We start from the raw sequence: 21,590 nt of genomic DNA, 5'->3' as shown, positions 1-21,590 counted from the left end.
TAGCAATGCTCGATAGCCAGTCGCCATAGCAATATGACGATGGACGGATTGTGACGTGACGAATTCGTTAAAAAAGCAAATTCTAGGTCCCGCGACTGGTCCGAGAATTTTGTAGGTGAATACCCGGAAGTCTCAGCGTTGGAGAATATCTTCAACGATCCTTACAAAAGAACAGGAGGGAGGTTTTGCTCGATGCGCCGTCGATTAAAAGAATCCTCCCCGTCAATATAACGCATGGCGGATTGCGCATTTTTCCATCCAATGTGTTCCATCAGCGTTTTTAGATCCCATCCATTGGCCGTTGCCCAGCTGGCAAAGCCGCGCCGCAACGAATGAGCGCTGTACAACTCGGGGGCATCCACGTTGGCTTCGTGCAGGATACTACGTAGGAGCGGCACCAAGCTATCGATATTCAGCCCACTAGCGCAGATGTTGCCCCAGCGGTCAATGGCGCGAAATACCGGCCCCTCCGCCAATGCGGCAACAGCGATCCAGTCTTCGTAAGCCGTGACTGGGCACAGGCGCGACAGCAATGGCACTTTGAAGTTACCTCCTTTGTACTGACGATCTCCTTTGGTGCGCGGCAAATAACAAGTCATTCCTTCGCCAGGTGTCACGTGAATATGCTCGATTTGTAGGCGAGTTAGCTCGTCGCCGCGAAAGCCGCGCCAGAAACCGAGCAGAAACAACGCCTTGTTACGGCGGTACCGCTGCTCAGAGGCTAGCTCTCCCTGCGCTTGAGCGGCGTCGGCGCCAGTCGTCAACCATTGGTCGACCAACATGAGTTGATCGATCTGGAATGGTTTGGCGCGCTTTTCCTGGGCCGGGTACACGGCTTGGATGCCACGTAAAACTTGGCGCACCACGGCTGCCTTGGTCGGATCCGGAAAGCCCTGATCGAGATGCCACTGGGCCAATGCGGCCAACCGCTGACGCAGGGTATTGACGGCGTGTGTGTCGGCCCGGTTGGCCAAGTAGCGCGCGACGCTATCGGACGTCGCCGGCAGAAAGCCGCCCCATACCACCTCGAAGTCGCGGAGAGCGCTTTGGTAGCTCTGGCGGGTGTTTTCGCGTGTGGCGGCTTGCAGGAAGCGGTCGATATCAGACATGGCACGCAAAGCTGGAGAAAAGCGGGTAGGGCGGTGAGGTAGTCGCCGGCAAAAGGCGGTACGCGTTTGTCTGGCATTCAGGTCAAATGTACAGTTGTTGCGGTAAAAGCTGCATAAATGTAGTCTCACACAGGATAAGAATACATTATCGTCCGGGGAAGTAAAACTACCAAAGTGCCAATCGTCGTAAGTCCTTGATTTCAATAGAGTGGCCTTTACCTAGCGGGCAGACTTACTTCTCATTCAAATGAAGAGAGTTTGACAATCACCGGAAGTCGTGTTGTACTTCAGTTCATCCTCGTTCCGCGGCTTGGAGTGGCAATGGCGACGGCACCTCGGTTCGATAAAGCAGCAGACAATACTCGGCCATACAAGAGCCATCGGTACGACTTGTTCGGGCCCAAAATCCAGCGCATGTTGACGCTGTTCAGCCGCGCGCAGGTCAATACTTGGCTTCTCCTCGAATCCGACCCTTTAGTCGTATCATACTGTGAACGGCCACTAATTATTCCCGATATCAAGCCGAAACTTGTCGTCGATTTTTGGTCGGGCTACGCGGGGCGTGACGAGCTTTGGTTAGTTGGTCGAGATCCCAATCCCGCCAGTATTGATGATACCTTACCCGCCTTTGCACAATGGGCTCGTGCCAACAAATATGAAATCAGGCAACTGCCCCCGCCGGACGAAGTTCAAGGCAAGGTCTATCTGGAGAATTGGGGACTGATCGTTCGAGATCTCTCCGCGAACGGCCGATACATTAACCCTGCACTTCTGAAATCGGTGCGCGACGTGCTGCAACAGCAACGGTCTATCGGCGTACTCTGCTCCCTTTTACCCGAGGTAGATCCCGTCCTCGTCCGTGTGGCGGCATATTCCATGCTTCACTCAGGTGTGGTGTCCTGTGCCAATATCGCGACCAGAGAGCTAGGACCAGCATCGCTTCTGGAGCTCGTATGACGGAATTCGCCTTCGACAAGCTACGCTTCAGCCGGGCCTCGTTCCCGGAACAGCTCAGCGACTTAACCACTTGGCCGTCGGTCGACGTGTCCGCGCTCAAAGATTCCGAGGCCTTAGTGTTCACCTCGCGCCGGGAGGCAATAGAGCTCTACATTGGGGAGCCTCTGCTTCCGCTGAAGATCATCCAGTCGAAGACGGGCGTGGATCCGAAAACACTATATCGGATGATCACCCGATGCATCACAAAACACGCCGACGGTCGCATCCATGGATTCCGAGGCGCCATTCCCTATGCAAGGTTAAAGGACTATGAGCGGGTCACCTCTATCAACAAAACTCATGGCGCCCAAGGCGTAGGCCTTTCCGGGGCGTTTGGCCTCTTGCTGCAGCAATATCCGGCACTGGAACAATACTTGCTAAAAGTAGCCGCGCAGCGTCACAAACCGATCACGGGCGCCCATGAAGTTCGCAAGCCGATCAAACGCATCCACAGCAAGTTTCTGGATGAATGCCGTGCTCTTGGAATCAAGGCGAACGAGTACCCGTTGAATCAGGATCTAGGGGGGCAAAGGTCTCTATCGGAGTATTTTCGGCGCTACGACAACCGCACTTTTGGCGAGGCCGCAAAGAGCAAGGGGGCAGGGCGTGTCCGTCCCGAGGCCCCCGAAAATATGGAACAGGCCCCGCCCGCAACGCGAGCCTTCGAAGTGGTCGAATTCGACGGCCATAAAATCGATCTTCGGGTGACGCTGCGCATTACTGATCCGCTTGGGTTCCAACATCTGGTTGAACTGACCAGAATCTGGATCCTGGTCGTACTAGACATTGCCAGTCGCGCAGTGATCGGATACAAGCTGGCCCTTTCCAAGGAATATAACAAAGACGACATCGCCGGCGCCTTTCAATCTGCGCTTACCCCATTCAAGCCGCGCACCTACAAGATCCCCGGCCTTGCTATCCGAAAGGAGGGCGGCTACCCCTCTAGTGTATTTCCCCAAACGCAGTATGCATGCTGGGAATGGCTGCGTTTCGACGGCGCGAAAAGCCACCTTGCATTGGACACGCTTGCTAGGCTGACTCAGATCGTCGGCTGTTGGCCAGACAATGGTCCGGCATACGAACCGGACGAGCGACCGTTCATCGAACGTTTTTTCTCGGTCATTGCTAAGAATTTCGCGCACCGTCTGCCTGGGACGACTGGCAGCGATCCGAGTTCCATCGAGCGGGCGCTAAGCGATCCGAAAGGAGATCTCAGCCTGCTCGTAGAGCTTGACGAGCTGGAAGATATGATTGAGGTCGCCATCGGCGACTACAACGGTCACGCGCATGATGGTGTCTCTGGCAAGACTCCGTTGGAGGCGATGGGGCAACTTTTGACGCGAAATAAGGGCTTCCTGCGCACCCTTCCGGCCGTGGTAAGCCGGAATCTGTGCCTCTTGCAGGAGGCTCGCGTAGTCACCATCGTTGGCAACTCTAAAACCAGTGTTCGACCACACATCAACTTCCTGGATGGCCGTTACACCAGCAATGTGCTCTCCAACAACCCTGAGCTGATCGGTACCAAGATACGAATCTACTTTGATGTTCGGGATATGCGGACCGTCACGGCGTTCTTCGAGGACGGTGCCGAACTGGGAATCCTGACTGCTGCGCCCCCATGGTGCTACACCCCGCATTCACTGAGAGTGCGGCGCGAGATCACCCGACTCCGGCGGCTCGGAAAGCTGAAGTACAAGGACAGCGACGATGCTGTTGAGGCATGGGAAAAATATAAATGGTCCTTGGCGAAAAAAGACAAACGGGCCGCGACCGATCTGGCGAAAGCACAAACTGAAAATAAGCAACTGCCCCCTAAGCTTCCCATGCCGGCGCCAGTGACACCGCCTGTTCCAGATAGCACGCCGCCGATCGGCAATGCCGCCGTACAGCCAGAACCGACTGTGAACGCCGACACCACGTCTGCTAAAGCGCCTCAACCGCGCGTGCTAAAGATCAAACGCACCATCACTTTTTGACGACGAGGGGATCCACCGTGGCTGTCACTTTTACCCGCCCAGTACCATTCGATAATCACCCAGTGGTCGAACAAAAATATATCGTCCCGACACCGTCCATTGAAGAGATGTACCTTCGCGTGAAAAAGCTTATCCGCCTTCGTACACCCGGCGGCATTATATTCGCTCATCCCCGCTTCGGTAAAACGTACGGTATACGATATGTTATGAGTGTGCTGAAGGAGGACTATCCCAAGGCCGTGATGATCAGCTTCGGCTGCCAGATGAAGAAGCATCATTCTGAAGATGCTTTCTTTTCACTTTTACTGGCCGCCGCAGGCCACCCGGGTGCATTAACCGGAACAATTTCCAAGAAGCGGTCCAAGCTCACGGACAAACTTATGGAACTGGTCGACCGCTCGGGCCATAATTGGCTGGTGATGTTCGCCGACGAAGCCCAGCGCCTTGATATCATTGAGTATGAATGGCTGCGCGACGTGCATGATGAACTCGAACGCCGGGGGGTGCGCATGATTATGTTGCTCATTGGGCAGCCTAACCTTCTCAACCAGAAGAGTGCATTCCGAATCGCTGGCCATACGCAGATCGTTTCTCGTTTCATGATAGACGAGATGCAGTTTCGCGGGTTGCGCACGGCCGACGACCTGGCCACGTGCCTAGCCGGGTACGACGATGCCTGTTTTCCAGTTAAATCAGACTGGTGCTACACGCGCTTCTTTCTACCTGCTGCCTACAGCACGGGGTTCCGGCTGGTCAATCAAGCCGCAGTGCTATGGGAAGTCTTCCTCGAAGCTCATAAATCCGCCCGGTTCGCGCACGACACCGAAATCCCGATGCAATATTTTGCCCGCGCGGTGGAGATCGCACTGCTGGAAAACACTGAGCACGATGACTACGAGTTCATGCTGACGCCAGCGATGTGGCGCAGCGCCGTGGCAGAATGCAACTTCGTGTCGGCTCAGGAAGAGCTTCGCATGGTCATGCTCAACGGGTAACATCGATGACGCCATCACGCATTATCATCGAAACGCCGTACCGGATCCACAACGCATGGTGCTGGCGGGACGATTGGAGCACCGGGTATGACTCGCCTTATGGCTTGTTCGCGAAATTTGCCCGACTCAATGCGATGGGCGCCCGCGAGCTTGCGGACGTGTTCATTGACCGGAAATGCGGCCAACACGGCGCTATTTTACGCGCACCGAAGGTTGATCTGCGCTCGAGCGAGCTTTTTGACATGGCGGCGTTCGCTATGCATTTGCGCCTGGATCAGAAGGCAATCGGACATGCATTCATTGTAGAGCGGCTGGTGAATCGCCGGCGTCGTTCTAGTGACGTACTGCGCTGGTGCGCCAAATGCGCCCGCTCCGGCTTTCACTCGGCTACTTTTCAACTTGATCTGATCAGCGCGTGTCCTGTTCACAGCATAATGCTTCGCTCTCGCTGCCCGCGCTGTCGCTCGGAGATCCCTTACCGTCTCGCCCATGACGTGTTCGACGAACCATTCTGCTGCCCGTCGTGCTCGTTCGATCTGGCGCCAAGCCTGCGCGAGATGCGTCCTCGCTCGCTCAGGTTGCGCGGGAAGGACGAGGATTGGATTGAAAACCTGGTGCGCCTGTTTATCGCCGAAGATGAGATGGTTCCAGTGCGCCTTGAACTGAACCGCAAACGTAAACTTCTCGGCATTGGAGAGTTCGCTATATCCCATGCGGACTGGCGACGCCTTGAGTCCGAATATACAGGTTTTGTAAGGCAGGTGGTCGGCGTGCTCGAGGCTGAGCGGCCGGGTGTGCAGCAAGTCCTGCCTTTTGGGCCGCTCTCGGTTTCCATCAAGCGATTACGCGGCAAGACCCAGCTAACACAGCCGAAAAATCCCCGGCGTTATAAGTCAGACGACATTCCAATTGATCAGAAAACATCGACGCAAGTGAAGCGCGCGTGGGATGGCCGGATGCGCGCAAGCTATGATGTCTACAGTGGCGTGAGGCGCTTCCTGTGGCGCCACGTGGTGCACGACCATCAGGCGTGCATTGCCAGTGCCGCCGCGCATTTTTGGTGGAATATGGATGGCGAGTCGACTACGGCGTTTTGCCCCGTTGCCGAAGCATTTATCCGATGGCGCATGCATTGGGAAGCATGCGGAACGCCCCGTTACCTGTTTTCTGCGATGCGCAAAGACCCGATGGGGCTGGGCGCGTGGCTGGCGGCCGAGGCGCCGATCTGTCCTCACGGGTGGACGAAAGACTCGGAGCAGTGGGTCTCAGATCACGTTCTAGGAAGCCACTGTCTGGGTAGTTTCTGGGAATTTCTCGACAAGGGGCTTGCGAACGGCAAGCGTAACAAGATCAACTGGGACAAACATTCCCATACAGGGCGTTACACGTCTTATTGGGCCGTGACCGGCAGGGACACAGCCCAGTGTCCGATACGGATTTACGAGCAAGTGCGTCCACCTAGCACCGTTGCGGCCTCCCTCCATAATCTTTGCGCCAACCGTACGCACAGGAAAGACCATCTTGCCAAGGTCGCCAAGATCGTACGCTGACTGATATTTACGAGAAGAGGTGTCTACAGGACTCGTGACGATTCAGAAAGCATGAACACAATCAAACGCACGAGCCAATGTCACATATGCGCGGCGCGGGAAGAGGTGGCAATAGAACCCGCACTTCCTCGCATCCATGTGCCACAGGTGGTCAAGGGCCAGTGTGCTAGAAATCGAATGCGAGACCGCAAGCGGGCAGCGATCCACGAACAGCAAGCAGATCGAACGAGCAAAGGCCGAAGCAGCGGCGGTACTTGTGCAACTGGATGTGCTCAAAGCGGAGCAAATCTACATCGAGCCCCTAGGGGAGATGCTACACCGATGCCTCTCGCTATTGAAGCAATGGGTGAGTAGCGCGACGCGATGGAGAGGGCGCAGGTGCGTCGAATGGCGACGTCGGCGGCGCACCTGTGACGAGGCATTAAAATTAGCTAAATGACTTCGGACACACAAAAATCCTGACACTCCCTCGTTCCGTTCACTGTAGCGGTCTGTCAAGGATTCATCCTCGAAATCAGTCGGCACCGGTCCAGTGTAGGAATTGCAGGAAATGGTGCATCGATTGCAAGTTTTTCACCAAGTAATATAACGTAAAGCACTTCAATTCGGCGACATATGGTCTTTGACGTTCCCATGATCGGAAGGCGTATAGTGATTGTGTGCGTCATTCGGATCCATATTTTCTTAAGGTCAAGTGCAGCGCAGCAATACCTTGACAGTGGGTTTGATACAACCTAGGCTACGAATACCGTCCATATAGATAGTTTATGAAGACCTCCCGTACAGTGCGATTGTTCACGGCTCTTGTCGCGATACTTAGCATGCTGTTCATGCAGCATGCGGTCGCGTCGTACCTGTGCCCTGGCGTATCGATGGGAGGCAGTGGTTCTGTTGTATCCGCAGGCGTTGGGGTATCTGCGATGCCCGCGATGGCAGACTGTGCTGGCATGGACGCTGACCAGTCGACTTTGTGTCAAATTCATGCTGTGGGAGATGCGTCCAGGCAGTCGCTGGACAAGACACCTGTTGCCGACCACCCATCTTTCGTACCTGTTGTCCTGGTTTTGACGTTAGCTATTTTTGACACTCCCCTAGCGTATACAGCAAAACCGCCCTTGCTCATTACCTTGGCGAGGCCAACGGCGCCGCCTATCTCTATCCGCCATTGCTGTTTCCGTATTTAATACTCCAGACTGCCTAGATCGTCATCGCCTTGTCGGGTTCGACAGGGCGTTGTTGCCCATCGCATTCTGGAGCTGCCATGTCTATCCCGTACTCCGTGCAGTCGCATGCACGCGTCGCCCGTCTTCGCCCATTCATGAAGACGGCGCTCGCTCTCGCCCTTACTTTTCCGCTGCTTGCCTCCGTTCATGATGCGCGCGCGGCCCCCCAGTCAATCACCTTCACCGAGGCGTTGCAGCAGGCTGTCGCTCGTTCGCGCCAACTCCATGCGCAGGATCAGGCAACTGTCGCCGCACATGAAATGGCGGTAGCAGTGGCGCAGCGCCCCGATCCCACTCTCAAGGTCGGTATCGATAATGTGCCCTTAAGTGGCAGTGATCGCTTTAGTTTGAGCGGCGATTCTATGGCGATGCGGCGCATCGGCCTTTCGCAGGAATTGACACGCACCGATAAATTGCGCTGGCGTTCCGCACGCCTTGAACGCGAAGCCGACAAGGCACAAGCGCAAAAAGATGTCGCGCTCGCCGCGATTCAACGCGACACGGCGATCTCCTGGCTCAACGTCTACTACACTCGGAAAATGTCAGTTGTGCTGAAAGAACAAGTACTCTTTTCTCGCCAGGAAATAGACGCTGCCGCGGCCGCATACAGGGGAGGGCGTGGCAGTCAGGCCGACGTGCTGGCCTCACGTTCCGCCTTGTTAACCATTGAAGACCGAGCCAGCCAGGTCGAGCGCGACCTCAATACGGCAAAAAACATGCTGGTGCGTTGGACCGGCAGCAGCGGCGAACTTGCCGAGGCCAGCATGCCCGACCTGGGCTCCATCCCTCTGGACCCGGTTTTTCCTGACACTGAACTGGCGCACCGCCCGCAGATCATGGTGTTGAATCGGCAAGAAGAAGCCGCCCAGGCGGATGTCAATCTGGCGCAAGCGAACCGGCACCCGGACTGGAGTATCGAGTTCGCATTCCAGCAGCGCGGCGCGGCCTATTCGAACATGGTCTCCGTTGGCCTGTCCCTGCCATTGCAGTGGGATCGCAAGAACCGGCAGGACCGCGAGCTAAGCTCCAAACTCGCCTTGGTCGAACAAGCCAGGAGCGAACGCGACGAATTGCTGCGAGAAGATGCCGCCAACATTCGTGCCTTGCTCATCGAATGGAGGAGTGGCCAAGAACGTAGCGAGCGCTACGCGCTCCAGCTATTGCCACTTGCCGACGAACGAAGCCAGGCGGTCCTGGCCTCGTACCGTGGCGGCAAAGCGTCCTTGGCCGAGGTGCTCGCTGCCAGGCGTAACAGTGCAGACATGCACGTTCAGTTGCTGCAGCTACAGATGAATACAGCCCAGTTTTGGGCACAGCTTCGCTTCCTCTTTCCCGACATCGCAATCGCGCAAATTTCCGCAGTACATCGCCAGCAGGAATTCAAATGAACAATAAGAAATTACGCGTCCTGGTACTTGCGGGTGCCCTTGCAGCGGTCGCTTATGCCGGTTACCAGTTTGGTGTACGACAGGCACATGAGGCAGCATCTCCAGGTGCTGGCAACGCAGCAGGCGCCGCGAGTGCTGCCAACAAGAAACCATTATATTGGCATGACCCCATGGTGCCGGGCCAGAAGTTTGACAAACCCGGCAAGTCACCGTTCATGGATATGCCGCTGGTGCCCGTCTATGCTGCGGGAGATGGTGAGGACAGTAATGTCACGATCAGCCCACGGGTCCAGCAAAACCTGGGAGTGCGCACAGCGCTCGTCACATTCGGAAAGATGTCCGGCGGCTTGGTTGCCGTCGGTAACGTCGCCTATGACGAGCGCGACGTGGCACTGGTGCAGGCGCGCAGCGGTGGGTTTGTAGAGCGCCTGTATGCGCGTGCCACGCTCGATCCGGTGAAAAAGGGGCAACCCTTGGCTGACTTGTATGTTCCTGACTGGATCGCGGCACAAGAAGACTATCTGGCGAGCCGTCGTATGCAAGGCAATGAGACAGCATCCCTAGTCGATGCTGCCCGACAGCGCATGCGGCTGGTTGGTATGACTGAAGGGCAAATCCGCCTAGTCGAATCGAGTGGAAAGGTCCATCCGCGCATGACGGTCTCAGCACCCATCAGCGGTGTGATCGCAGAGCTTGGCGCCCGGGAAGGAATGACCGTCTCAGCCGGTGCGCCGCTGTTTCGCATCAATGGCCTCGCGACAGTGTGGGTCAATGCGGAGTTGCCCGAGAGCGTGGCGGCCAAGGTTCTCCCCGGTGACGCCGTCGAAGCGCGGGTACAAGCGCTACCCGGAAGTATTTTCAAAGGCAAGGTGAATGCCATTTTGCCGGAAGTTAATGCTACGACGCGAACCCTGAAAGCCCGTGTGGAGCTGGCTAATCCCGGCGCTCAGTTGTTGCCCGGCATGTTTGCTACGTTGACCTTCGCTTCAAACAAGGGCGCCGATGTTTTGCAGGTGCCATCGGAGGCAGTTATTCAGACGGGTACACGCAGCGTTGTCATGCTTGCCCAGGAGGGGGGCAAGTTTATGCCCGTCGATGTGCAGGTCGGCAGCGAAGGCAATGGTCTCACCGAAATCCGCAAGGGCCTGTCCGCTGGCCAGAAAGTGGTCGTCTCGGCGCAGTTCCTGGTCGATTCCGAGGCCAGCCTGAAGGGAACGACGACACGCTTGAGCGATACGCCATCCCCGGACGCAGACAAGGGATCCCCGCGCCACCATGGGGTAGGCAAGGTAGAACAGATCGGCAAGGATGAAATCACCATTTCGCATGGCCCTATCACGTCGCTGCAATGGGGGTCGATGACGATGGGTTTCAAAGTGCCTTCCACGGGCTTGCCGCCCAATATCGGTATAGGTGACCGAGTCGCCTTCGACATCAAGCAAGGCGAAGATGGCAGCTTTGAGATCGTGGCCATTGCGCCGACCTCCGGTGCGCCGAAACCCGAGAACAAACCCATGGGTGGCATGAAGGCACCAGCGGGAGTGGCGAAATGATCGCAAAACTGATCCGCTGGTCTATCAGCAACCGGTTTTTGGTCTTGTTGGCGACTGTTTTCATTACGGCCTGGGGCATATGGTCGCTGGCGCGCACGCCGCTCGACGCGATTCCCGACCTGTCGGACGTGCAGGTTATCATCCGCACCAGCTATCCGGGGCAGGCGCCACAAATCGTCGAGAACCAGGTCACGTATCCACTGACCACCACGATGCTGTCGGTGCCGGGCGCCAAGACGGTGCGCGGATACTCGTTTTTCGGTGACTCCTTCGTCTACATTCTGTTTGAAGACGGTACCGATCCATACTGGGCGCGTTCACGGGTGCTGGAATATCTGAACCAGGTGCAGTCACGCCTGCCACCGCAGGCAAAAACGGCGCTCGGACCAGATGCGACCGGCGTCGGCTGGGTCTATGAATATGCGCTGGTCGACCGTAGCGGCAAGACCGATTTGTCGCAATTGCGCGCCTTGCAGGACTGGTTTCTCAAGTATGAGTTGAAAGCGGTGCCCAACGTCTCGGAAGTGGCCAGCATTGGCGGCATGGTGCGCCAGTACCAGATCGTGCTCAATCCAGACAAGATGCGCGCCTTTAACATCCCGCATGGCAAAATTATCGATGCCGTGCAGAAAGCCAATCAGGAAACGGGCGGCTCCGTGCTGGAATTGGGCGAGGCCGAATACATGGTACGGGTCTCTGGTTATCTAAAGTCGCTGGACGACTTCCGCAAGATTCCCTTGATGACGACTGACGCCGGCGTATCGGTGCGGCTGGGCGATGTCGCGCGCATCCAGATTGGGCCGGAAATGCGGCGCGGGATTGCCGAATTGAATGGTGAGGGCGAAGTTGCTGGCGGCGTAATTATCATGCGTTCCGGGAAAAATGCGCTGGAAACCATCGATGCCGTCAAGATCAAGCTGGAAAAACTAAAAGCAAGCCTGCCTCCTGGTGTCGAAATCATTCCCACCTACGACCGGTCGAATCTGATCAAGCGCGCTGTGAGTAACCTGAAAGAAAAGCTGATCGAGGAATTCATTGTCGTCGCGGTCGTTTGCGTGCTATTCCTGTTTCACTTGCGCTCGGCGTTAGTGGCCATCATCACGCTGCCGATCGGTATCCTGATCGCTTTTATCGTCATGTATTATCAGGGAGTTAACGCCAATATCATGTCGCTGGGCGGTATCGCCATTGCCGTCGGCGCGATGGTCGATGCCGCCGTGGTGATGATTGAGAATGCCCACAAGCATATTGAAGCCTGGAATCATGCCCATCCGGGTAAACAGCTGAAGGGTAATGAGCACTGGCGCGTCATTGGCGACGCTGCGGTTGAGGTCGGGCCAGCACTGTTCTTTTCGCTGTTGATCATCGTTCTCTCGTTCATTCCCGTGTTCACTCTGGAAGCGCAGGAGGGGCGCATGTTTTCGCCGCTGGCCTTTACCAAGACGTATGCGATGGCGGCGGCGGCTGGGTTGGCAGTGACGCTGATTCCCATTTTAATGGGCTATCTGATCCGAGGCCGGATTCCCGATGAGCAAAAGAATCCCCTCAATCGTTTCCTAATCGCGATATACCGACCCTTGCTCGATGTCGTACTGCGTTTTCCAAAGCTGACTTTGCTGGCGGCAGCACTTGTAGCGGCCATCACGATCTGGCCCATGACCCGGCTCGGCGGCGAATTCATGCCGCCACTGGATGAAGGCGATGTGCTGTACATGCCGTCGGCGTTGCCAGGTCTGTCGGCCGGCAAGGTCGCACAGTTGTTGCAGCAGACCGACCGGCTGATCAAAACGGTACCTGAGGTACAAAGCGTCTTCGGCAAGGCCGGCCGAGCCGAGAGCGCCACTGATCCGGCGCCACTGGAAATGTTCGAAACCATGATCCAGTTCAAGCCGCGCGATCAGTGGCGCCCTGGCATGACGCCGGAAAAATTGATACAGGAACTGGACCGCACCGTCAAGGTGCCTGGACTGTCCAACATCTGGGTGCCGCCGATCCGCAACCGGATTGACATGTTGGCCACCGGCATCAAAAGCCCGGTCGGCGTCAAGGTCGCAGGCGTTAGCTTGCAGGAAATTGACCGCATCACAGGTGAGATAGAACGCGCAGTCAAGAAGGTGCCGGGCGTCTCCTCAGCACTGGCCGAGCGCCTGAATGGCGGACGGTCCATCGACGTCAATATCGATCGCGACGCGGCCGCCCGCTACGGCTTGAATATTGCAGACGTGCAAAGCGTGGTGTCAGCAGCGATCGGCGGCGACAATATCGGTGAAACTGTCGAAGGATTGCAGCGTTTCCCTATCAACGTGCGCTATCCACGTGAGGTGCGCGACTCAGTCGAGAAATTGCGCCAGCTACCGGTGCTGACTGAGCGGGGTGCGCAAATCCGGCTGGGTGATGTCGCCGCGATCCGCATCGACGACGGTCCCCCGATGCTCAAGAGTGAGAATGCCCGGCTGTCAGGCTGGGTGTATGTCGATATTCGCGATCGCGACTTAAGTTCGACTGTGTATGACATGAAGCAAGTCGTCGCCAGGGAAGTCAAATTGCCGGCGGGTTACTCCATTGCATGGTCGGGGCAGTTCGAATATCTGGAGCGTGCCACTGAAAAACTCAAAATCGTCGTGCCAGCGACCTTGCTTATTATCTTCGTGCTGCTCTATCTGACCTTCAAGCGCTTCGACGAAGCAGCCTTGATCATGGCAACGCTGCCGTTTGCGCTGGCCGGTGGCATTTGGCTACTCTGGTTGCTCGACTATCACCTGTCAGTCGCCGGCGGCGTCGGCTTCATCGCGTTGGCTGGTGTCTCGGCCGAATTCGGCGTAATCATGTTGCTTTATTTAAAACATGCCTGGGATGAACGTCTGGCGAACGGTAACGCCAGTGAAACCGATCTGCTCGATGCAATTCGTGAAGGTGCGGTCTTGCGCGTGCGCCCCAAAGCGATGACGGTGGCGGTCATTATCGCCGGCCTGGTGCCGATCATGCTGGGCACCGGCACCGGGTCGGAGGTCATGCAACGCATCGCCGCGCCCATGGTTGGCGGCATGATCACCGCGCCGCTGTTGTCCATGTTTGTGGTTCCTGCGGTCTATCTGCTGCTACGCCGGCGTCAGATCCGTGCCGCCGGCACGGCAGCAGCAGAGGAGAGTTAGCCTTCATGAGACCGCTTGGCACCTACCGCTCGACTAAGCACTTCGTGTATTTCGCGAGGTGTGCGGCGGTGTTGTTCGGTTTTATCTGGTGCAGCCAGGGGTGATCGCATCTTTCCAGGTAGTGATAGGGTTTTCACATGACACGTCATATTTTTACCAATCGGCCAAGGAGGCTGGTGGTATTGGTACCCTGATTGATGCTCAAGAGCGCCGGTTGCTTCCACGTAACCGCAGCGCATTGGTAATGACAGACACGGAACTCAGGCTCATCGCTAACGCGGCGATCATCGGCGACAGCAATTGGCCAGTAAATGGATACAGCACACCGGCAGCCAGGGGAATGCCCAAGGCATTGTAGATAAACGCGAAGCCCAGGTTCTGCCACATATTTCGGACAGTGTCGACCGAGATTCGACGGGCAAGGGCTATCCCACGCAGATCTCCCTTGACTAAGGCGACGTGAGCGCTATTGATAGCCACGTCTGTTCCTGTCCCCATGGCAATGCCAACGTTGGCCTTCGCCAGTGCGGGGGCATCATTGATTCCATCGCCGGCCATTGCGACCACCTTGCCTTGCTTTTGCAGTTTCTCTACCAAGGCCAACTTGTCCTGTGGTTTCACCTCGCCGTAGAACTCCGTGATGCCCAGCCTTTCGGCCACGGACCTCGCAGTGGTGACGCCATCGCCAGTGGCCATGATCACGGTCAGCCCTTCGGCGCGCAGGCCCTCTATTGCCTCACGCGTCGTTGCCTTGATGGGGTCCGACACGGCGATCAGTCCTGCCAAAACGCCGTCAGAGGATAGATACATGACGCTAGCACCTTCTGTTCGCAAGCGTTCAGCGACGTCTGCAAGCGGCCTCCAATTGACTTTGTCTGCATCCATCAGGGCGGTGTTGCCCAGTGCGATGTGAACCCCGTCAAGCGTGCCGCGCACGCCAATACCGCTGGCAGACTCAAAACTGTCAGGTTTGGTCAGCACCAGTGCTCGCCGGTTCGCTTCGTTGACGATCGCGTGTGCCAAAGGATGTTCGCTGCCCTGGTCTATGCTCGCCGCCATTTGCAGGACGTCTTCGTCTTTGAAGCCAGGCGCTGCGACCACGCTGTTAAAGGAAGGCTTACCTTCAGTGAGGGTCCCCGTCTTGTCGACAATCAGTGTGTCGACCTTCTTGAGGTCTTCTATTGCCGCGGCATCCCGAAAGAGCACCCCTTGGGTGGCGGCGCGGCCTGTGGCGGCCATAATGGACATCGGCGTGGCTAACCCCAATGCACATGGGCAAGCAATGATTAGTACTGCAACGGCGTTTACAAAGCCAAAGACCCAGCTCGGTTCAGGGCCATACACTCCCCATAACACGAACGTTAGCAGCGCTATGGCCACGACCACGACCACGAAGTAGCCTGCGACACTATCGGCGAGTCGTTGCATAGGCGCGCGGGAGCGCTGTGCCTGCGCAACCATTTGTACGATTTGAGACAACATTGTGTCGCTGCCGATTTTTTCGGCACGCATAATCAGGCTCCCGCTGGTATTGATCGTTGCGCCAATCAACGTGTCTCCGGGACGCTTTGTCACGGGTAAGGGCTCGCCAGTCAGCATTGATTCATCGAGCGAACTTTCGCCATCAAGCACTATGCCATCAACCGGCACCTTCTCACCGGGTCGGACACGGAGTTTGTCGCCGACGTGGACGTGCGTGAGAGGAATGTCGTCTTCGGTGCCATTATCCTGAATGCGTCGAGCCGTCTTCGGAGCGAGGCCAAGCAAGGATTTGATTGCGGCGGAAGTTTGGGAACGTGCGCGCAGCTCAAGTATCTGTCCAAGAAGCGTGAGCGAAACAATGACTGCCGCTGCTTCAAAATAGACGCCAATACGGCCATGTGCAGCAAAAGTAGATGGGAAGAGGCCCGGTGCGATGGTGGCGACGACACTATAGCCGTAGGCAGCCATTACGCCAAAACCAATCAAGGTCCACATATTCGGGCGCATGCGTGCCAGCGATTGCGCCCAGCGCGTGAAAAATGGCCAGCCGGCCCACAGTACGACAGGGGTACTTAATGCGAATTCAATCCAGTTCTGGCCTGGCAGCCCCATGTCAAGGAACACATGCCCAAACATCGCCAACAGGAACACCACCAGGGTCAGAGGCAGCGTCCACCAGAAGCGGTGGCGAAAATCGACTAGCTCCGGATTTTCCGTCTCATCTAGCGTCGGCATTTCAGGTTCGAGCGACATGCCGCAAATGGTGCAAGTTCCCGGTGCAGGCTGGCGTATCTCTGGATGCATGGGACAGGTGTAGACCGCTCCCAGCTGTGGCGAGTGCTCAGGGCCGGGCGCCGCATTCTCTCTATCGATGAAGGAATCTGGCGCTGCGTTGAACTTAGTCATGCATTTCCCGCTACAGAAGTGATAGACCGTAGTTTTGTAGGTGATTTCTTTTTCGGGATTTGCGCCAACGCGCATGCCGCATACAGGATCGACGAATGGTTTTTCATCCCCTGTCTTCATCGTATTGCCAGGCCCGGTCTCGCTATGGATGCCGTGATGATGCCCGTGCGCATGATGCTCGGCTTCAGTTCTACTCATGAATTACTCCTTGGGCAGATTCGCCTGTTTCGTTGGCTGTGGTGGAACCAGCTATTGCGGCAACGACAGGAATTGAACATTCCCGCCGAATGAGGTCATCTATTTGGCAGAAACCACTACCAGTCCCTTCATGCCCGCCTCAAAGTGACCGGGTTGTAAGCAAGCAAATTCCACTTTGCCTGCTTTGTCGAACTGCCAGACAATGGTTCCCGATTTTCCTGGCGTTACGCTCACCTGATTGGGTTCCGCATGCTCCATCTCCGGAAACTTTGCCATTTGTTGGGCATGTTCTTTCAACTCGCTCTCAGAACCAATGACCATCTCATGCTTGATCTTGCCGGAATTGTTGACGACAAAGCGAATGGTCTCGCCCTGTTTCACGGCAATAGACGCTGGGCTAAAGCGCATGGTGTCGTTCATATCGACAGTGACGGTACGCGCCACTTTTTTCGGGTCGCCCGTCTTGCCCACAAGAGATGCGCTCTGCTCATTTGCGCCATGCTGGTGGCCACCATGTGCTGCTGGGCTGCTATCCGGCACCGCAGCATTGCTGAAAGTGCTCAAGCTGGCCAGTAACATTACTGCAATTGCATTTAAGGTCATCTTTTTCATATCGTACTCCCTTGTAGAAAACCGTCGCGACATTACATCGCGGTAGGTGGTTGTTGAGTGGTAAGAATTGCCGCCGCCAACAGTGCGCCGAGCAGTAGCAAGGTTTCCACTTGTAAAACGACTCTCACCAGCGTGACGCCGCGCAAGGAGCGGGAGGCGGCAGGCAGTCCAAGAAATTTGTTGTAGCCGCCCAAGGCAATGGCAAGAAGGACCAATGTAACTTTGACCAGTAAGGTGATGCCATAGGTGGTATGAACAAGATGTTCGGAACTCCCCACTCGGTGCCAGGCGCTGTAGATGCCAGTAGCAACAATGGCAACTACTGCAAGCATTGCTGCCTGGGACATCAGTTCGAGGTATTGATCGATGGACCCCGTATCAAATGTCCTTATCCGCGTCTCATGCAGAACAAACCAGCCGGAAACCATCACTGCACCAGTCCATAGGCCGATGGCAAAAAAATGAATCGCTTCTGCAGCTAGCGGAATAGTCCAGAAGCCTTCCTCGCCCGCATGCCCCATGGATGCCCGTGTTACAGAAAAAACAGCCAAAAGGAGAATGACTGCAATATCGCTGCTGCGGCCGACTCCTCCTGCTAATCGCACAAAAAAGAGAACAAGCATCGCCACAATAATGGCGCAGCCTGCATGTCCGTAGTCGGTAGTAGACACCATCATCCAGAACATCGGACACGCTTCGCGCAGGCCTACACCTCCCATGATCGCCGTCGCGCTCAATAGTGCTGATGCACTGGCAACCGTGCTAATTGCCGCCGCCATCAAGTCAAGTTTGCGCAGGGCGGGCTCGAAATGATCATGATCGACGCCGCTAGAACGCATCCAGTAACGTGCAAACCATGATCCGACGAGCCAGGTAAAGCCGAGGTTCAGCAGCAAAGCTGAACTAACTTGCAACAGCGAGACTGCATCCAATTATTTCACCGTGAACTTAAAGTCGCCTTTGCGACGATGTCCATCGTGCCCTGCAACTGCCCAGCTCACGGTATAGGCGCCAGCGTTCAATGTCGGTACTTCCAAGCGTAAGATGGCTGGATTCGCTGCATCGACCTTTGCCTTGTCTGCAGCGACGGCTTTGCCTTCGCTATCGCTCAGGGTGATCGAGCTAAAGGCTTCTTCCACCTTCTCGTTGAAGGTCAGCGCAATCGCCTTTGGTGCAACTGCCAGGGAGGCACCTGCCTCGGGATTGGAGCTCTTCAAGCTCGCATGTGCCATGGCAAATGGGGTAGCCAGGGTTGCCGCCAATATGGATGTGGCAAGAATAATGTTCCGCAGGGTCTTCATTTTCAACTCTCTTTGTTAAATTTACTTTACTGTTTCGATGGAGGTGACCGTCAATGCGCCGCCAACTTTTTCCACCACGAAACGTACTTTGTCGCCTTGTTTGACCTTGTCGAGCATCGACGGCTCCTTGACTTTGAACATCATGGTCATCCCTGGCATGCCCAGGTTCTTCAGCTCACCATGCTTGATGGTCAGCTTGCTGGCGTCCTTGTCCACTTTCTTGATTTCCCCATCGCTCATCGCGTCTTGCGTCGCGGAGGCGCTCTGCTGCTGTGCGAACGCCACGGAGGTCGTTGCCACGGATGACAGGCCAATCAAGGTTGCCAATACAACTTTGTGCAGGTTTTTCATGATGTTTCCTTTCAGTTAAAAAAATTAGTGACCGCTATGCCCGGTCGGCTTACGAACAGTGATTTCAATATTGGGTTTGTTCATCGTTGGCATCGACTGCCCCCCAGCGTTAGTGGCACGTTCTGGCTCAGGAAGGGTACCCGTCCACCCGTATGCCACGGTTCCGGCCGGATGCTTGTACCAGCCAGGATCGGAATAGTCGCCGCGCTTCTGATCCTTGCGCACCTTCAATACGGTGAACATTCCCCCCATCTCAACCCCACCGAACGGTCCTTCACCTGACATCATCGGTAAAGTATTATCTGGCAGCGGCATTTCCATGCCTCCCATGGAGCCGCCCTTGTCGCCCATCACCATATATTCAGGGACGATTTTGTTAATTTTTTCAGCAACCCCGCGATGGTTGACGCCTATCATTGTCGGTACCGAGTGACCCATTGCATTCATGGTATGGTGGGATTTATGGCAGTGAAGTGCCCAGTCACCCAGATCAGTAGCAACGAACTCGATGGAGCGCATTTGTCCAACTGCGACATCGGTGGTAACTTCAGGCCAGCGCGACGCGGGTGGGGTCCAGCCGCCATCCGTGCCGGTGACGAAAAACTCATGGCCATGTATATGAATAGGGTGGTTCGTCATCGTCAGGTTGCCGACACGGATGCGTACCTTGTCACCTTGGCGCACTGGCAATGAGTCAATGCCGGGAAACACGCGGCTATTGAATGTCCACAGGTTGAAGTCCAGCATGGTGTTGATCTTTGGCGTATAGCTTCCCGGCTCTACGTCATACGCGTTGAGCAGAAAAACGAAATCACGGTCCACAGCATGGAGCGACGGATCCTTTGGATGGGTGACCCAGAAGCCCATCATCCCCATTGCCATTTGGGCCATCTCGTCGGCGTGGGGATGGTACATAAACGTACCTGGCCGTTTGGCCTCGAATTCGTAGACGAAAGTCTTTCCAGGAGCGATACCCGGTTGCGTAAGGCCCGTGACGCCATCCATGCCGTTCGGCAATCGCTGTCCATGCCAATGAACACTGGTGTGCTCAGGTAGCTTGTTGGTCACGAAGATACGCACACGGTCACCTTCGACCACTTCAATTGTCGGCCCTGGGGATTGTCCGTTATAGCCCCACAAGTTGGCTTTCATTCCTGGTGCAAGTTCACGCACTACGGGTTCGGCCACCAGATGGAATTCCTTTACGCCATTTTTCATCCGCCATGGCAATGACCAGCCGTTCAGGGTAACGACCGGATTGTAGGGCCGTCCAGTGGGGGGCGCCGGGGGAATGTGTGTCTTGGCATTGTCCATCAACATTGCCTCAGGCAATGACGCGGCACCAGCCTTGCTAACGGCAACGGCACTCACCGCTACAGCACCTGCGCCTCTGAAAAAGTCTCTACGTGAAATCATGGCATGGTCCTTGTATCGTTCATACTTCCACCGCTGATGGCGGATTGAAGTTTGGTTTCCGCTATCCAAAAGTCACGCTGGGTTTCGATGGCGGTATTCACGCTCACCAGTTGCTCGCGCGAGTCCGCCAGCAATTCGAATACGCTGGCAAGCATCCCGTTGTAGCGAAGCAGAACCTCGTCGGATATTTTTTTCCGCAGCGGCACAACATCGTCGCGATAATGACGGGCGATGTCATAGCTGGTACGGTATGCGGAGTAGGCCTCCCGCACCTCTGAGCGCGCCCGCACGGCGGTATCGGTGGTGCGATGGACGGACTGCATATAGAGCGCTTCCGCCCGTGCGACCTTGGCGCCCCCCCAATCGAAGATCGGCAATTCAAGGGAAATCTGGTAGCCGTTCTCGCGTGGCAAGCCTGTCGTACTCTTGTTGGTATAGCCGGCATCAAAAACGTTAATGAACCCAGTTGCCGTTGTTAAGCCAAGTGCTGCGGCCGTTGCTTCGGTCTCGCGGCGGGCCGACAGCATATCGAGTCGTTGTGACATGGCCTGTGCTTCCGCATTGTTCGTTTCCCGCGGCTTTTCCGGCAGAGGAGGCAACCTGTCCGGCAGGACGAAATTTTGCTGCTCTCCCCACAGGCCCAGGAGGCGAATGAGCTGTTCGCGCGTGGCTGTTGCTTCGTGCCTGGTCCTCGCCAATTGTGTCAACGCATCTTGGTAAAACGCACGCTCACGGGCTTGGTCAAGTGTGCTCCAGTTTCCAACCTTGGTCATGCTGTCGGCGAGTTGCGATGATGCCTCGGCGGCGCCGCGCACTTGCTCCGCGAAAGCGGCCGATTGAGCCGCCGCAACGGCCATAAAATATGCCCGACGTGTCTCTGCCGCCAACTGCACAGCCTGAGCAGCTGTGAGCAACTTTGCTTGTTCAAAGCGTCCTTGCTCAATGCGTCGACGCGTGGGCAGCGTCAGCAGGCCAGCAATGTCAAACATCACACTGCGATCGATTTCCGCGTCGCCACCTCCGCTGATGCGGCCGAAACTAAAACTTGGATTACGCATCCGTCCAGCTTGTACAACTTCAGCCTCCGAGACCCCCAACTCAGCGAAGGAGACCTTTAGCGCTGCATTATTGAGCAGCGCAATCTGGACCGCAGATTCAGGCGTCAGTGGCGCGGACAGCAAGGACTGCACCTGTGAAGTGGACTGCTGGCTGTCTTTCAGCGTCTCTTTAGTGAAGGGCTTGACTTGTCCAATCCGCTCTTGCGTTAGCCGGGAGACATCATTTAAGCCACCATCCGGTGAAAAGCTGGCGCAACCTGCAAGAAATACGACACTGAATACAGTGGCTACCCGACCGGGTGCTGGCAACGATAATCGCTTCAT

Annotated in this window: 15 protein-coding genes; 7 read left to right on the top strand and 8 right to left on the bottom strand. The window is 56.1% G+C overall.

Annotated features, from left to right (window positions below):
* Positions 1 to 161: 161 nt before the first annotated feature.
* Positions 162 to 1,109: a site-specific integrase gene (locus tag ACQ4W0_RS15740; RefSeq protein WP_436577563.1), complete on the bottom strand. Its 948-nt coding sequence runs from the start codon at positions 1,107 to 1,109 to the stop codon at positions 162 to 164.
* A gap of 321 nt (positions 1,110 to 1,430) precedes the next feature.
* On the opposite strand from ACQ4W0_RS15740, the gene ACQ4W0_RS15735 reads away from it, so the two are divergent.
* The 7 genes from ACQ4W0_RS15735 to ACQ4W0_RS15705 all read left to right on the top strand — a co-directional run bounded on the left by ACQ4W0_RS15735 (position 1,431) and on the right by ACQ4W0_RS15705 (position 13,942).
* The gene (locus ACQ4W0_RS15735; protein WP_436577562.1) at positions 1,431 to 2,066 is read left to right on the top strand and encodes a hypothetical protein; all 636 of its coding nucleotides are present in this window, start codon (positions 1,431 to 1,433) and stop codon (positions 2,064 to 2,066) included.
* Entirely contained in the window at positions 2,063 to 4,081 is a 2,019-nt protein-coding gene (locus ACQ4W0_RS15730; protein ID WP_436577561.1) for a hypothetical protein, read from the top strand. The genes ACQ4W0_RS15735 and ACQ4W0_RS15730 overlap by 4 nt, the downstream gene beginning before the upstream one ends.
* Before the next feature lie 17 nt (positions 4,082 to 4,098).
* Positions 4,099 to 5,076 carry an AAA family ATPase gene (locus ACQ4W0_RS15725; RefSeq protein WP_436577560.1) on the top strand — a complete coding sequence of 326 codons (978 nt, stop codon included), beginning with the start codon at positions 4,099 to 4,101 and terminating at the stop codon, positions 5,074 to 5,076.
* A 5-nt stretch (positions 5,077 to 5,081) separates the two neighbouring features.
* Positions 5,082 to 6,626 (top strand): hypothetical protein, encoded by a 1,545-nt coding sequence (locus tag ACQ4W0_RS15720; protein WP_436577559.1) that lies wholly within the window; start codon positions 5,082 to 5,084, stop codon positions 6,624 to 6,626.
* Between the two features lie 1,261 nt (positions 6,627 to 7,887).
* Positions 7,888 to 9,237, top strand: a complete 1,350-nt coding sequence (locus ACQ4W0_RS15715; protein ID WP_436577558.1) for a TolC family protein — start codon at positions 7,888 to 7,890, stop codon at positions 9,235 to 9,237.
* Positions 9,234 to 10,790 carry an efflux RND transporter periplasmic adaptor subunit gene (locus ACQ4W0_RS15710; RefSeq protein WP_436577557.1) on the top strand — a complete coding sequence of 519 codons (1,557 nt, stop codon included), beginning with the start codon at positions 9,234 to 9,236 and terminating at the stop codon, positions 10,788 to 10,790. The genes ACQ4W0_RS15715 and ACQ4W0_RS15710 overlap by 4 nt, the downstream gene beginning before the upstream one ends.
* On the top strand, positions 10,787 to 13,942 hold the full coding sequence (locus ACQ4W0_RS15705) for an efflux RND transporter permease subunit (protein WP_436577556.1): 3,156 nt from the start codon (positions 10,787 to 10,789) through the stop codon (positions 13,940 to 13,942). The genes ACQ4W0_RS15710 and ACQ4W0_RS15705 overlap by 4 nt, the downstream gene beginning before the upstream one ends.
* A gap of 201 nt (positions 13,943 to 14,143) precedes the next feature.
* Here the strand turns inward: ACQ4W0_RS15705 and ACQ4W0_RS15700 are convergent, their stop codons facing one another.
* The 7 genes from ACQ4W0_RS15700 to ACQ4W0_RS15670 form a co-directional block, all read right to left on the bottom strand.
* A complete protein-coding gene (locus tag ACQ4W0_RS15700; RefSeq protein WP_436577555.1) occupies positions 14,144 to 16,528 on the bottom strand; it encodes a heavy metal translocating P-type ATPase in 2,385 nt (794 codons plus the stop codon).
* 99 nt (positions 16,529 to 16,627) lie between these two features.
* Positions 16,628 to 17,140 (bottom strand): cupredoxin domain-containing protein, encoded by a 513-nt coding sequence (locus ACQ4W0_RS15695; protein WP_436577554.1) that lies wholly within the window; start codon positions 17,138 to 17,140, stop codon positions 16,628 to 16,630.
* Between the two features lie 32 nt (positions 17,141 to 17,172).
* Positions 17,173 to 18,072 (bottom strand): copper resistance D family protein, encoded by a 900-nt coding sequence (locus ACQ4W0_RS15690; RefSeq protein ID WP_436577553.1) that lies wholly within the window; start codon positions 18,070 to 18,072, stop codon positions 17,173 to 17,175.
* Positions 18,073 to 18,441 carry a copper resistance CopC family protein gene (locus tag ACQ4W0_RS15685; RefSeq protein ID WP_436577552.1) on the bottom strand — a complete coding sequence of 123 codons (369 nt, stop codon included), beginning with the start codon at positions 18,439 to 18,441 and terminating at the stop codon, positions 18,073 to 18,075.
* A 21-nt stretch (positions 18,442 to 18,462) separates the two neighbouring features.
* Positions 18,463 to 18,792, bottom strand: a complete 330-nt coding sequence (locus tag ACQ4W0_RS15680) for a copper-binding protein (protein ID WP_436577551.1) — start codon at positions 18,790 to 18,792, stop codon at positions 18,463 to 18,465.
* A 24-nt stretch (positions 18,793 to 18,816) separates the two neighbouring features.
* The gene (locus ACQ4W0_RS15675) at positions 18,817 to 20,208 is read right to left on the bottom strand and encodes a multicopper oxidase family protein (RefSeq protein ID WP_436577550.1); all 1,392 of its coding nucleotides are present in this window, start codon (positions 20,206 to 20,208) and stop codon (positions 18,817 to 18,819) included.
* Positions 20,205 to 21,590: a TolC family protein gene (locus ACQ4W0_RS15670; RefSeq protein WP_436577549.1), complete on the bottom strand. Its 1,386-nt coding sequence runs from the start codon at positions 21,588 to 21,590 to the stop codon at positions 20,205 to 20,207. Before ACQ4W0_RS15670 ends, ACQ4W0_RS15675 begins: the two co-directional genes overlap by 4 nt.

This window comes from Janthinobacterium breve, assembly GCF_051380895.1.
Classification (GTDB): domain Bacteria; phylum Pseudomonadota; class Gammaproteobacteria; order Burkholderiales; family Burkholderiaceae_D; genus Janthinobacterium.
Note: the sequence above shows the minus strand (reverse complement) of the source record. Positions and strands in the feature narration are given on the sequence as shown.

Coding starts and splice junctions, on each gene's coding strand:
- ACQ4W0_RS15740 (WP_436577563.1), bottom strand. CDS start 1,109: ATGTCTGATATCGACCGCTTCCTGCAAGCCGCCACACGCGAAAACACC.
- ACQ4W0_RS15715 (WP_436577558.1), top strand. CDS start 7,888: ATGTCTATCCCGTACTCCGTGCAGTCGCATGCACGCGTCGCCCGTCTT.
- ACQ4W0_RS15720 (WP_436577559.1), top strand. CDS start 5,082: ATGACGCCATCACGCATTATCATCGAAACGCCGTACCGGATCCACAAC.
- ACQ4W0_RS15685 (WP_436577552.1), bottom strand. CDS start 18,441: ATGAAGACCCTGCGGAACATTATTCTTGCCACATCCATATTGGCGGCA.
- ACQ4W0_RS15735 (WP_436577562.1), top strand. CDS start 1,431: ATGGCGACGGCACCTCGGTTCGATAAAGCAGCAGACAATACTCGGCCA.
- ACQ4W0_RS15695 (WP_436577554.1), bottom strand. CDS start 17,140: ATGAAAAAGATGACCTTAAATGCAATTGCAGTAATGTTACTGGCCAGC.
- ACQ4W0_RS15705 (WP_436577556.1), top strand. CDS start 10,787: ATGATCGCAAAACTGATCCGCTGGTCTATCAGCAACCGGTTTTTGGTC.
- ACQ4W0_RS15710 (WP_436577557.1), top strand. CDS start 9,234: ATGAACAATAAGAAATTACGCGTCCTGGTACTTGCGGGTGCCCTTGCA.
- ACQ4W0_RS15700 (WP_436577555.1), bottom strand. CDS start 16,528: ATGAGTAGAACTGAAGCCGAGCATCATGCGCACGGGCATCATCACGGC.
- ACQ4W0_RS15730 (WP_436577561.1), top strand. CDS start 2,063: ATGACGGAATTCGCCTTCGACAAGCTACGCTTCAGCCGGGCCTCGTTC.
- ACQ4W0_RS15670 (WP_436577549.1), bottom strand. CDS start 21,590: ATGAAGCGATTATCGTTGCCAGCACCCGGTCGGGTAGCCACTGTATTC.
- ACQ4W0_RS15675 (WP_436577550.1), bottom strand. CDS start 20,208: ATGATTTCACGTAGAGACTTTTTCAGAGGCGCAGGTGCTGTAGCGGTG.
- ACQ4W0_RS15680 (WP_436577551.1), bottom strand. CDS start 18,792: ATGAAAAACCTGCACAAAGTTGTATTGGCAACCTTGATTGGCCTGTCA.